This is a genomic window from Acerihabitans sp. (genome assembly GCF_036398755.1).
Lineage (GTDB): Bacteria > Pseudomonadota > Gammaproteobacteria > Enterobacterales > Enterobacteriaceae > Acerihabitans.
On record NZ_DASWOM010000007.1, the window covers coordinates 1 to 12,243 of the forward strand.

The window sequence follows — 12,243 nt, forward strand, 5'->3', positions numbered from 1 at the left end:
AGCTAAGGGCGCGCCGGGAGCGCGTCCCGTGCGGTCCAACAGCCGGGATGCGCGCTGCCGGGGACCGCGCAGCGGCGCACGACCTGCCGGACGCGGGGAAGTCCAGAAGGGGCGCGCGTGCGCCCCTTCTGGTCGCTTGCCTGCACCCGGCAATCCCTATAAACACCCAACGCATGGCAAGCGAAACCATCGCCGGGGGCGATATACCCCCCACCACCAGTCAAGCCGCCGCCAGGGCACCATTCCCCCCCGCCACCAGCCAAGCCGCCGCCAGGGCACCCTCCCCCCTACCATCGGCTGCAAAGCAAACGCACCCGAAGCATCGCATCGGGCGCGTTACACAAACACTTTACGCCGCATCCTCCAGCGTGCTCAGCTCGCGATCCCTCACCTCTGGCATCAATAAGGCGGAGAACAACCCAATACAGGAATAAACCACGATCATCGCGGTAATCGGCCACCACGACCCGGTCATGCTGCAGAAAATACCGGCCAGCACCGGTCCAAAGCCAACGGCGACCAATCCGCCCAGCTCTTTGGAAATCGCCATGCGCGTAAACCTGTTGCGCGAGCCAAACATCTCCGCCATGGTGATATTTTCCAGGGCGAATAGCCCCAGCACGGCGAAATTATGGATAATGATAATGCAGGCCATAATGGTGCCGACGTCGTTGCTTTTGTCGACAATCATCGACAGCATGGGGTAGGCCAGGACAATGGCCGAGATATTCAACAGGATGTACGGCACTCGCCGGCCGATTTTATCGGACAGCCAACCCAGCAGGGGGATGCTCATAAATCCAATCACCGAACTTATCATCAGCGCGTCGGTGGGGATCTTCTTTTCAAACAGCAGCGTCTGCACCAGATAGCCGGCCAGGAATGTCTGGATAAGCCCTGAATTCCCCGCCTGGCCAAAACGCAGCCCGGTCGCCAGCCAGAACGCCTTGCTGCTGAACATGGCCGACAGGGAATGGGTATCAAGCACCGCGTCGGTCACCGCGACCTTGCCTTCGCCGCTGTCCTTCACTTCTTCAAAAACCGGGCTTTCCTTCAGGTTCAGCCGCAGCCAAATGGCGAAAATCATCACCACGATGCTGGACAGGAAGGGAATACGCCAGCCCCAGGCCACCAACTGTTCTTTATCCAGCACAAAAAACATCACCGCCCAAATCGCCGTGGCCGACAGGGTGCCGCAGTTGGTCCCCATGGCGACCAGGGAGGAGATAAGCCCCCGCTTGCCCTTGGGCGCATATTCCGCCAGCATGGTGCCGGCGCCCGAGATCTCGGCGCCCGCGCCCAGCCCCTGGATAATACGTAATATGATAAGCAGCAACGGCGCGAAAATGCCGATTTGCGCGTAGGTCGGCAACACCCCGATCAACGTGGTACAGATGCCCATCATGGCGATGGTGATAAACAGCACTTTTTTACGCCCGATGGTATCGCCCATCCGGCCGAAGATAAACGCCCCGATGATACGCGCAATATACCCCGCGCCGTAGGTGCCCATGGCCAGGATCAAGGCCATGGCCGCGGATTGTTCCGGAAAAAATACCTCGTGAAAGACTAATGCCGCGCCCAGCGAATACAGTTGAAAATCCATAAACTCCAGGGCGGTGCCCAGCCAACCGGATAAGGAAACCTTGACGAGATCAGCGGTGCTTCTGACCGGCTGATGACGTTTTACCGCTGTTTCTATACTCATATAGTTATTCTCTGCAAATTGTCTATAGGGACAGGTACAGTGTCAGGTACAGAGAAAATATATCTCCGTTATACATGCACTCAGCGACGCGCAACGAACGGCGCTAAACAATGTGGTGAAAAGATATGCAGATGCTTACTACCATACAAGTATTTTTTGTCGGTTTACCGATCTCCATCACATTTATTTTACATAGCCCTGACACATGATGAGCCGGCGGCAACCGCTTTTATCTGGCGCTCAGGCCGTGCCGCGCCTACAGTCATTTATTCATGTCACAGGAGAAACAACATGACTCTCAATGTCCTAGGTTACGCCGCCCGATCGGCACAATCCCCTCTCGCCCCGCTGGAATTCACCCGCCGCGACCCGCGGCCCGATGATGTCGTGCTGGAAGTGCTTTATTGCGGCGTCTGTCATTCCGATTTGCATCAGGCGCGCAACGATTGGGGGATCAGCGCCTATCCCGTGGTCCCCGGTCATGAAGTGGTGGGCCGTGTGACGTCCGTCGGCAAGGACGTGACGAAATTCAAGCCGGGCGATTTTGCGGGCATAGGCTGTATGGTGGATTCATGCCGCCAGTGTTCACCCTGCCGGCATGGGCTGGAGCAATACTGTGAAGAAGGCAATGTGCAGACCTACAATGGCGTTGACCGCCACGATGGCCTGCCGACCTATGGCGGCTATTCCAATACCATCGTGGCGTCGCAGGATTTTGTGCTGCGGATGCCGGCCGGCATCGATCTGCAAGCCGCTGCGCCGCTGCTGTGCGCGGGCATCACCACCTGGTCCCCGCTGCGCCGCTGGAAAATCGGCCAAGGCAGTAAAGTGGCGGTGATAGGCCTCGGCGGCCTGGGCCATATGGCGCTGAAGCTGGCCAACGCCCTGGGCGCCGACGTCACCCTGTTTACCCGTTCGGCGAATAAAGAGGCCGACGCCCGTCGCCTCGGCGCGCATCATATCGTGCTGTCGACGGATGACGCGCAGGTGGCGGCAGTGAAAAACCAGTATGATTTGATCATCGATACCGTGCCCTACGTACATGATATCAATCCCTATGTACCGACCCTCAACCTGGACGGCACCCTGGTGTTTGTCGGCTTCCTGGGTGATATCAATCCCATGCTCAATACCCTGTCGCTTATCCTAGGACGGCGTTCGGTCGCCGGTTCATGCATCGGCGGCATCGCGGAAACCCAGGAAATGCTCGATTTCTGCGCGCAGCACGGTATAGCGTCCGATATCGAAATGATCAAGATGCGGGACATTAACGCCGCCTATGAACGCATGCTGAAAAGCGATGTTAAATACCGTTTTGTCATCGACATGGCCTCGCTGCGGGCGTAGCCACCCGCGCCGTACCGCCGGCGTCTGACCCCGCTTTCCGGCAAGGCGGTCAGGCGACCGGGCTGGCGCATTCCGGGAGCACCAGGCATGAACATAAAAGATCAACAACAGGTCACCCTATATGAAGTTTTTCGCCTGCTGGCCTGCGTGGTTATCGTGTTGGCCGGCATTCATCTTGCCGCCCCGGTGATCGTGTTGCTGTTGCTGGCACTGTTCCTGGCGATTGTCCTGGAACCGCTGATAGCCCTGATGACGCGTTTTGGCCTGCCGCGCCTGGCGGGCGTGGCGCTGCTGAGCGGCGGCCTGCTGCTGGCGCTGCTGTTTACGCTGCTTAACATCATGGACGCGCTGCCTGAGCTCACCCAAATGAGCGGCCAGATGCGCGGCATGCTGTCCGGCCCCCTGTCCGCCGGGCTGGCCCCGCTGGCGCGCGCCGGGGTTACGCTTACCCCGGACGAGGTGATGACCTATTTTGATCCGGGCCAGCTGCTGCGCATGGCCACCCGTTTCGTCGGGCGGATTTCGGACATTCTGTCGTCGGTATTGGTGGTGTTTCTGATGGTGCTGTTTATGCTCATCGAAGTACCCGCGCTGATAGCAAAGAGCCAGCGCCTGCTGCACGTCTCCTCGCCCGGCATGGCGGCCATGCGGCAGGGCATCGGCTTCGTCGGTCATTACCTGGCGTTGAAAACGCTGGTCAGCCTGGTCAGCGGCCTGATTATCTGGGGCGCCCTGCTGGCATTGCAGGTAAAATTCGCCTTTATCTGGGGAACACTGGCCTGCCTGCTGAATTTTATCCCGGTGATAGGATCGGTGCTCGCCGCGATACCGCCGGTCATCCAGGCGTTTATTTTTAACGGCGCCGGAACGGGAGCGGCGGTGCTGCTGGTGTTCCTGGCGCTTAACCTGCTGCTGGGATGCATACTGGAGCCGTATATCATCGGCCGTAAGCTGGATATGACCACCAGCACCGTCATCATCTCCCTGGTGGTATGGGACGGGCTGCTGGGCATGACCGGCGTGCTGCTGGCGGTGCCGCTGACGCTGTCGCTCAAGCTGGCGCTGGAACAGACCCGCGGTGGCCGGAAACTGGCCTTTATGATGGGCGCGAAGCACTGAGCCGGACGCGGCGCGGCCGGCGCCGCGATAAAAAATCATTACCCCCCCGCCTCATTATTACTTTATCTTATGCCCCGCTCCACGACGCGTTAACCGCACCGCTATCGGCCGGCAGAGCCGACTCCAAACTACCGACAGGAATAAGTCCTTATGGCTGAACATTCTACACAGACCCCGGTAACGGCGCCGCAGGCCGATACGCTACAGCGCAGCCTGAATAACCGCCATATCCAGCTGATTGCCATCGGGGGCGCCATTGGCACCGGCCTGTTCATGGGCTCCGGGAAAACCATCAGCCTGGCCGGGCCATCGATCGTTTTTGTCTACCTGATCATCGGCTTTATGCTGTTTTTTGTCATGCGCGCGATGGGGGAACTGCTGCTCTCCAATCTGGAGTACAAGTCTTTCAGCGACTTTGCCGCCGATCTGCTCGGCCCCTGGGCGGGCTTTTTTACCGGCTGGACCTACTGGTTTTGCTGGGTGGTCACCGGCATTGCCGACGTGGTGGCCATCAGCGCCTATTTTCAGCTGTGGTTTCCCGGGTTTTCCGTGTGGATGAGCGCCCTGCTGTGCGTGGGCGTGTTCTTTACCCTGAATATCGCAAGCGTAAAGCTGTTCGGCGAGCTGGAGTTCTGGTTCGCGCTGGTCAAGATTATAGCGATTGTCGCCCTGATCGCCGCCGGCGCCTGGCTTGCGGCGCTGCACTATCCCTCGCCCGGCGGCGGTACCGCGTCCATCGCCAATCTCTGGCGGCACGGCGGCCTGTTTCCCAAAGGCCTCGACGGGTTTTTCGCCGGTTTCCAAATTGCGGTTTTCGCCTTTGTCGGCATTGAGCTGGTCGGCACCACCGCGGCGGAGACCCGCGATCCCCATAGCGTACTGCCGCGCGCCATCAACGCCATACCCATCCGGGTGATTATGTTTTACGTGCTGGCGCTGATCGCCATTATGACGGTAACGCCCTGGGATAGCGTGGCGGCGGATCGCAGCCCGTTCGTGTCGATGTTTATGCTCACCGGCCTGCCCGCCGCCGCCAGCGTGGTGAACTTCGTGGTACTGACCTCCGCCGCCTCCTCGGCCAACAGCGGCATGTTTTCCACCAGCCGCATGCTGTTCGGCCTGGCGGAACAGGGCGTGGCCCACCGGGCATTCGCCAGGCTGTCCGGGCGCGCCGTGCCGATTAACGGCCTGCTGTTCTCCTGCCTGTGCCTGGTTATCGGCGTGGCGCTGATTTATCTTATCCCCAACGTGATGACGGTATTTACCCTGGTGACCACGGTCTCGGCCATCCTGTTTATGTTTGTCTGGACCATCATCCTTTGTTCTTACCTGGCCTACCGGAAACACTATCCGCAACGCCACCGGCAGTCGCGGTTTAAAATGCCGCTGGGCAAGGTGATGTGCTGGGTCTGCATGGCTTTTTTCCTGTTTGTGCTGGCGTTGCTGACGCTGCGCGCGGATACCCGCGCGGCGTTGCTCGTCACGCCGCTGTGGTTTATTCTTCTCGCCATTGGCTGGCGGCTGCGCGGCGGCAATACGGCCCGCCGGCGCAAGATGTTGCATCCATAGGGCTGGCGCGATGAAAAAGGGCGCGGCGGTGGTAATACCCGCCGTTTACGCCAGATAACGCCGGAACCAGGAGATGGTGCGTTCCCAGGCGAGATCGGCCGCCGCCTTATCGTAGCGCGGCGTGGAATCGTTATGGAAGCCATGGTTCACGTCCGGATAGATATAGCCCTCATAGGTCTTGCCGGCGGCTTTCAGCGCCGTCTCATACGCGGGCCAGCCCGAGGTGATGGGGGTATCGAGCCCGGCATAGTGCAGCAGCAACGGCGCCTTGATGCGCGGCACGTCCTGCGGCTGCGGCTGCCGGCCGTAAAACGACACGGCGGCGCCAAGCTCGGGGTAGGCCACCGCCGCCGCGTTGGCCACCCCACCGCCGTAGCAAAAGCCGGTGATGCCCACCTTGCCGCCGGTCTGCCCATGCCCCATCAGGTATTCGATGGCGGCAAAAAAATCATTCATCAGCTTGGCGGGATCCACCTGCTGCTGCAGTTCCCGCCCTTTGTCATCGTTGCCGGGGTAGCCGCCGACGGAGCTCAGTCCATCCGGGGCCAGCGCCACAAATCCGGCCTTGGCGACGCGCCTGGCCACGTCCTCGATATACGGATTAAGCCCCCGGTTCTCATGTACCACCACCACCCCCGCCACCGGCCCCCTGGCCGCCGCGGGACGCACCCGGTAAGCGCGCACCTGGCCGTGGCCGTTCGGCGACGGGTAGGTAATATATTCCGCGGCGATATCCGGGTCGGTAAATTCAACCTGCTGGGCAAGGGCATAATTGGGGCTGAGCAAGGAAAGTATGCCGGCGGCGGTCAAACCGCCGACGGCGAAGTGCGCCGCCTTGACCAGGAATTGACGCTTGGTGATCTTGCCATGGACGTAATAGTCATAAAGCTCAAGCAGCCGCGGATCAAAATCGTTAGCGGTAAGACGGGTCATGTTGTCGCTCCTTTCATCCTGGACACGAATTAATCTAGCAGATCCGCAACCGCAAACGGAACGGGTTTCCGCGGTCATGGCGGGTGAGCGGGAAATACGCTGCGGCGTGTTTTTTCATGAAATCACCTAAACCAAAAAGGTTTACCGGCTGAATATAAACGGTACTTTATCCATTAAGTGGCCGGGGATATATTCTTCGCAGAATTTATATCACCGTCTTTTCGGAGGAAATATGTCAGAACAGAACCCTAACACCGATCGGCAACCCGTACAGGATCTCCGGTCGGCCATCGCCCTGCTGGAATCTATTGCCGGTGAATTCGTCAGCACCGATGTCGAGGTCGATCCCGAGGCTGAATTATCCGGCGTCTATCGCTACGTCGGCGCGGGCGGCACCTGCCAGCGCCCGACGCGCAAAGGGCCGGCGATGATGTTCAATACCATCAAGGGATTCCCCGGCGTGCGCGTGGTGACCGGCCTGATGTCTACCCGCGAACGCGTGGGCCATCTGCTTAACTGCGCACCGGAAAGATTGGGTTTCCTGTTAAAGGAATCGGTGGCCAACGCCATAGCGCCGGTCGTGGTCGGCAAGGAAAAGGCGGTATGCCAGGAAGTGGTCCATCTCGCCTCGGATCCGGCGTTTGACCTGCGGACATTATTGCCGGCGCCGACCAATACCGAAGAGGATGCCGGCCCGTATTTCACCATGGGCTTATGCTACGCCTCCGACCCGGAAACCAAACAATCCGATATCACCATCCATCGTCTTTGCATTCAAAGCCGCGATGAACTGTCCATGTGGCTGACGCCGGGCCGGCATATCGACGCCTTCCGTGAAAAAGCCGAACGGCTGGGACAGGCGCTGCCGATTTCCATCAGCATCGGCGTCGATCCCGCCATCGAAATCGCCGCCTGCTTCGAGCCGCCCACCACCCCGCTTGGCTTTAACGAACTCAGTATCGCCGGCGCGCTGCGCGGCAAAGCCGTCGAGCTGGTGAATTGCCTGACCATCGACGAGCGCGCCATCGCGCACGCCGAAATTGTTATCGAAGGCGAACTGTTGCCCAACGTACGCGTGCGTGAAGACCAGAATACCCATACCGGTAAAGCCATGCCCGAATTCCCCGGTTATACCGGTGAAGCCAAGGCGGCGCTGCCGGTTATCAAGGTCAAGGCGGTCACCTACAGAAAACACCCGATCCTGCAAACCACCCTCGGTCCCAGCGGCGAGCATGTCAGCATGGCGGGCATTCCCACCGAGGCCAGTATCCTGGATATGATTGAACGGGCCATGCCGGGGCGGGTGCTGAACGTACATGCCCACACCTCCGGCGGCGGCAAGCTGCTGGCGGTGCTGCAATGCAAAAAAGCCTCGCCGGTCGACGAAGGCCGGCAACGGCAGGCGGCGCTGCTGGCCTTCGCCGCGTTTTCCGAGCTGAAACACGTCATCCTGGTTGACGAGGATGTCGATATCTTTGATACCGACGATATCCTGTGGGCGATGCAGACCCGCTACCAGGGCGACGTCGATACCGTCTTTATCCCCGGCGTGCGTTGCCACCCCCTGGACCCGTCGCAGGTGCCGGAATACAGCCCGAGCATTTCGCAGCAGGGCGTATCCTGTAAAACCATTTTTGACTGCACGGTACCCTTTCATCTGAAAGCGCACTTTGTCCGTTCCAAATTCAAAAAAGTCGACGTGCGGAAATTTCTGCCTGATTTTAAATAAACCGAGTTGTTAAGATGAGTAAGCGGCGCATTATCGTAGGCATCAGCGGGGCTTCCGGGTTCCAGTACGGCATGAAAGTGCTGGAGCTGCTACATGAACAGGATATTGAAGTGCATCTGGTCATCAGCAAAGGAGCGGAAGCCACCAGGGCGCTCGAAACGACCTATGAGCGCCAGGAGGTGGTGAAACTGGCGGATGAGGTGCACAGCGTGACCAATCTGGGCGCCGCGATATCCAGCGGCTCGTTTACAACGCTCGGCATGATAATCGCGCCCTGTTCAATGAACAGTCTCGCCGCGATTGCCCATGGGCTGGCCGGCAATCTTTTGACCCGGGCCGCCGATGTAATTTTAAAAGAGCGGCGCAGGCTGGTGCTGATGGTCAGGGAAACACCCCTGCATCTTACCCATCTGAAAAACATGCAATCGGTAACGGAAATGGGCGGGATAATATTCCCCCCCGTTCCCGCCTTTTACCAGGACCCGCAAAGCGTGGACGATATCGTCCGTCACAGCGCCGCCCGCGCGCTGGATTTATTCGGTCTGGACGTCGGCAATCTTAAACGCTGGGGCGAAAGCCCGCGCGGCTGATGCGGAAATAGTCTTCATTCTAAGGAATAATTGATGTTAATTGGTCCATTCGTCAACGGCTGCGCCGTATTGGCGGGCGGTATTGTCGGCGCATTTTTTGGCGACAAAATCCCCGAGCGGCTGCGCATTGCCTTACCGCTGACCTTCGGTCTCTCCTCCATGGGGCTGGGTATCGCGCTTATTGTCAAAATCCACAGCCTGCCGGTGGTGATATTATCGCTTATCGTGGGCGCGGCCATCGGCGAGCTGGTTTATCTGGAAAGACGTATCGGCATGATGGGTAATGTCGCCAAGGGCATTGCTAATCGGTTTTCAGCGGATGACGGCAAGCTGGATCCGGCGGTATTCACCGAAAAATTCGTGGCGATCCTGGTGCTGTTTTGCGCCAGCGGCACCGGTATTATCGGCGCCATGACCGAAGGCATGACCCACGATGCCAATATCCTGTTCGTTAAATCCATCATGGATATATTCACCGCGGCGATTTTCGCCACCGTGCTGGGTTACGCCGTCGCCCTGATTGCCGTGCCGCAGTTAGTTATCCAGCTGTGCATCGCCTCGGCCGCCGTGCTGATTATGCCGCACACCACCCCTGAAATGATGGGCGACTTTACCGCCGCCGGCGGATTTATCATGCTGGCCACCGGGTTTCGTATTGCCGGCATTAAATCGTTCCCGGTGGGAAATCTCTTACCGGCGCTGGTGCTGGTGCTGCCCATTTCCCATTTCTGGACCCTGTTTATTCACTGATCGCCAGGCAATCCCCCTGACGTAAACACCGCGGCCCATCTTATCGGTACCGGGATTTACTGTTATGCTGTGCTCACGTCAGGGGGCACCGGGAGAGTAGAATGGACCTGAAAAGGCTGCGGTATTTTTGCGCTATCGCCGAGCAGGGATCGATCAGCAAGGCGGCCATACTGCTGAATATCGCCCAACCGCCGCTGGGCAAAAGGCTGCACGAGCTGGAGGCGGAAATCGGTTCGCCGCTGTTTATCCGCACCCCGAAAAAAATGCGGCTGACCGAGGCGGGTCAGTTCCTTTACCGGCAGTCCTGCGCGGTGCTAAGCCAAGTCGACCAGCTAAAAAAACACACCATCACTATCGCCACCCGGCAAAAAAGAGTGGTCAACATCGGCGTGTCCTATTTGTATCTGCGCTATTTCAATCAAACCCTGATGGATTTTTATCAACGTCAGCCTGACTGGGATATTAATGTTATGGTATCGGATTCCAGTCATCTGGAAACGTTATTGGCGGCAAAATCACTGGATATCGCGCTGATGCAAAGCCCCGGCGCATCCAGCGCTTTTTATGTGCGAGAACTGGCGCCGGCGCGGATTATCGCCGTGGTATCGCGCGCGTTTTCCGGCCGTTTTACCGGCAAAAGCGTTTCCTTATACGATATCGGCAAGCTGCCGCTGATATTACATCACCGCCTCGATGGCGAGGGAACCTATGAATTATTACTCAATAAACTTTACGCCGCTGTTGAGAATGTCAATATCCTGATGAAAGTGTCCGAGCCAAGGCTTATCCTCGCTATGCTTAGCGCCGGCCTGGCAGGTGTGGCGCTTATGCCCGACTCGGAATATATCGAATGCCGGGACGGGAATTATTTATCCTTTGATCTCGAACAGGATATCCAAATATACAAACCGGCTATCGTTACGCTGAATACCGCGCAAAACTCACTTATTCCCTGATTCCCAGTTTCCATATGCGCGGGTATTTCCGACCGACGCGGGCGATCACAAATTAGCTCCCGCTTTAAATCGCTGCTTTTACAACTCGACGGTTGCCGGCTGACCGTCGATACCATTGCGTTTATGCCAGTCCCGCTGTCGCATTATTGTAATGGCTAACATTGCGGGGGTGTTTTTGACCATCATGCATACTAACATTGATGAACCATTTAACTGCTCTGATTTAGAATAATAAGATATTTGTTTTTTGCAACACAACGCATAGCTGGAGATCAGTATGTTCCCACATCCCTTAACACAAAACGCTACCGCCCCTGATAGCCAGGTTAACCCTGTTCCAGGTAATGCGGGTGTCATGCGTCTTTCCGCCGCCATGAATACTCCGGCAGCGCCCAACGTCAAAACGCAATCACGGATTACCGATTCCCAATATGCGAGAAAATCATGTGGCATAACCGGCCACTCAACTCGCACAGCGGAGGATGTTTTATCGAATCAGTTCGGTGAACAAATAAAGTTCATACGGGAGCAAATCCGGCAAGCTTTCCAAAGAGGCGAAACCAGTGCCGTAATTGCCGAGCGTTTCAATATCGAATGCGGCAGCAAAAAATATTTTGACCTGCAAATGATTGGCATCAACGATGTGCTTGCCAAGCTTACTAAAGCGTGCCTGGATTATGAAAAAATCGCACATGATTTGGGCATTATGCGGGAAGATAAAGCCTACCCGATATTCCTGGAAAAAACAAAAAATCACTTGGCCGAAGTCATCATGTTCGATCGGTATGATCAATCAGCCAAATCAAACCATTTTGATAAATTTATAAAAGATGAACACTCACACAAACAGAAGGCTTGGGAAACATTTAAGAAAATAGAACGAGAGCAGAGTATATTAGAAAAAAATCGTGCTGAGTATAAAAAAATAACCTTGGGTCAGTCCACATCAGATAACGCTCTCGAAAAAAATCAGTGGACAAAGGAGCGCACGAGAATTTCGGGTTATTACATTCTTAATACGATGTGGGAAACAATACTTCCAAACGGTTGTGTTGATGCGATGGAAGAAGAGGCCAATCACTTTGCTAATACATTTACCTATTATGTTAAAGGGAAGCTTCATCAAGTAGATAAGCAAATAATTATAGATGAAATCAAAGCCGGAACCAGTGTGACCACCCTCGCTGAACGATTTTGCATCAATAAAGATAGTGATGAAGGTGAAACACTTGGAAAGATAGCCGCGGTCTATGTAGGCAGTGAACGCCTGCTCACGGGCGAATCCATTGATCATGTTGCTAAAACGTTAGGTTTACCCAAAAACTCCTTTGGCTATGGTGAGCTTATCTCTTTTGCAATAAATACCGATATAATGTCTTCCTTAGCTGAGACGACAGATTTAACGCCCGCCGCAATAGGCAAACAGATTAACACGGATGACGATTATGTTTAGTCCCTTATGGCAACCGGCTACGCGTTTAAAGAATTTATTATCACCACCCATTTTTATAAACGCGTTCTTAATGGCGAAGATTTTAGGCA

10 protein-coding genes are annotated in these 12,243 nt (G+C 56.5%); 8 read left to right on the top strand and 2 right to left on the bottom strand.

The features are described from left to right. Positions 1 to 349: 349 nt before the first annotated feature. Positions 350 to 1,708, bottom strand: a complete 1,359-nt coding sequence (locus VGC33_RS01285; RefSeq protein ID WP_331118221.1) for an MFS transporter — start codon at positions 1,706 to 1,708, stop codon at positions 350 to 352. A 291-nt stretch (positions 1,709 to 1,999) separates the two neighbouring features. Between VGC33_RS01285 and VGC33_RS01290 the strand changes: the two genes are divergently transcribed. The 3 genes from VGC33_RS01290 to cycA all read left to right on the top strand — a co-directional run bounded on the left by VGC33_RS01290 (position 2,000) and on the right by cycA (position 5,743). Further along, entirely contained in the window at positions 2,000 to 3,055 is a 1,056-nt protein-coding gene (locus tag VGC33_RS01290) for an NAD(P)-dependent alcohol dehydrogenase (RefSeq protein WP_331118223.1), read from the top strand. Positions 3,056 to 3,142: 87 nt separating this feature from the next. After that, positions 3,143 to 4,174 carry an AI-2E family transporter gene (locus tag VGC33_RS01295; protein WP_331118225.1) on the top strand — a complete coding sequence of 344 codons (1,032 nt, stop codon included), beginning with the start codon at positions 3,143 to 3,145 and terminating at the stop codon, positions 4,172 to 4,174. 150 nt (positions 4,175 to 4,324) lie between these two features. Beyond that, positions 4,325 to 5,743, top strand: a complete 1,419-nt coding sequence (gene cycA, locus VGC33_RS01300) for a D-serine/D-alanine/glycine transporter (protein WP_331118228.1) — start codon at positions 4,325 to 4,327, stop codon at positions 5,741 to 5,743. Positions 5,744 to 5,788: 45 nt separating this feature from the next. Here cycA and yghX read toward each other — a convergent pair whose 3' ends face one another. After that, entirely contained in the window at positions 5,789 to 6,676 is an 888-nt protein-coding gene (gene yghX, locus VGC33_RS01305; RefSeq protein ID WP_331118230.1) for a YghX family hydrolase, read from the bottom strand. A 232-nt stretch (positions 6,677 to 6,908) separates the two neighbouring features. On the opposite strand from yghX, the gene VGC33_RS01310 reads away from it, so the two are divergent. From VGC33_RS01310 to VGC33_RS01330, 5 genes are all read left to right on the top strand, one after another. Then, entirely contained in the window at positions 6,909 to 8,405 is a 1,497-nt protein-coding gene (locus VGC33_RS01310; RefSeq protein ID WP_331118232.1) for a UbiD family decarboxylase, read from the top strand. Between the two features lie 14 nt (positions 8,406 to 8,419). Continuing rightward, on the top strand, positions 8,420 to 8,995 hold the full coding sequence (locus VGC33_RS01315) for a UbiX family flavin prenyltransferase (RefSeq protein WP_331118234.1): 576 nt from the start codon (positions 8,420 to 8,422) through the stop codon (positions 8,993 to 8,995). 33 nt (positions 8,996 to 9,028) lie between these two features. Then, positions 9,029 to 9,745: a DUF554 domain-containing protein gene (locus VGC33_RS01320; protein WP_331118236.1), complete on the top strand. Its 717-nt coding sequence runs from the start codon at positions 9,029 to 9,031 to the stop codon at positions 9,743 to 9,745. Between the two features lie 101 nt (positions 9,746 to 9,846). Beyond that, entirely contained in the window at positions 9,847 to 10,701 is an 855-nt protein-coding gene (locus VGC33_RS01325) for a LysR family transcriptional regulator (RefSeq protein WP_331118238.1), read from the top strand. A 277-nt stretch (positions 10,702 to 10,978) separates the two neighbouring features. Further along, positions 10,979 to 12,154, top strand: a complete 1,176-nt coding sequence (locus VGC33_RS01330; protein WP_331118240.1) for a hypothetical protein — start codon at positions 10,979 to 10,981, stop codon at positions 12,152 to 12,154. The last annotated feature ends 89 nt before the right edge of the window (positions 12,155 to 12,243 follow it).

What these genes read in the sequence shown, in the direction of transcription:
- yghX (WP_331118230.1), bottom strand. Translation starts at nt 6,676, where the DNA reads ATGACCCGTCTTACCGCTAACGATTTTGATCCGCGGCTGCTTGAGCTT.
- VGC33_RS01285 (WP_331118221.1), bottom strand. Translation starts at nt 1,708, where the DNA reads ATGAGTATAGAAACAGCGGTAAAACGTCATCAGCCGGTCAGAAGCACC.
- VGC33_RS01330 (WP_331118240.1), top strand. Translation starts at nt 10,979, where the DNA reads ATGTTCCCACATCCCTTAACACAAAACGCTACCGCCCCTGATAGCCAG.
- VGC33_RS01315 (WP_331118234.1), top strand. Translation starts at nt 8,420, where the DNA reads ATGAGTAAGCGGCGCATTATCGTAGGCATCAGCGGGGCTTCCGGGTTC.
- VGC33_RS01295 (WP_331118225.1), top strand. Translation starts at nt 3,143, where the DNA reads ATGAACATAAAAGATCAACAACAGGTCACCCTATATGAAGTTTTTCGC.
- VGC33_RS01310 (WP_331118232.1), top strand. Translation starts at nt 6,909, where the DNA reads ATGTCAGAACAGAACCCTAACACCGATCGGCAACCCGTACAGGATCTC.
- VGC33_RS01325 (WP_331118238.1), top strand. Translation starts at nt 9,847, where the DNA reads ATGGACCTGAAAAGGCTGCGGTATTTTTGCGCTATCGCCGAGCAGGGA.
- cycA (WP_331118228.1), top strand. Translation starts at nt 4,325, where the DNA reads ATGGCTGAACATTCTACACAGACCCCGGTAACGGCGCCGCAGGCCGAT.
- VGC33_RS01320 (WP_331118236.1), top strand. Translation starts at nt 9,029, where the DNA reads ATGTTAATTGGTCCATTCGTCAACGGCTGCGCCGTATTGGCGGGCGGT.
- VGC33_RS01290 (WP_331118223.1), top strand. Translation starts at nt 2,000, where the DNA reads ATGACTCTCAATGTCCTAGGTTACGCCGCCCGATCGGCACAATCCCCT.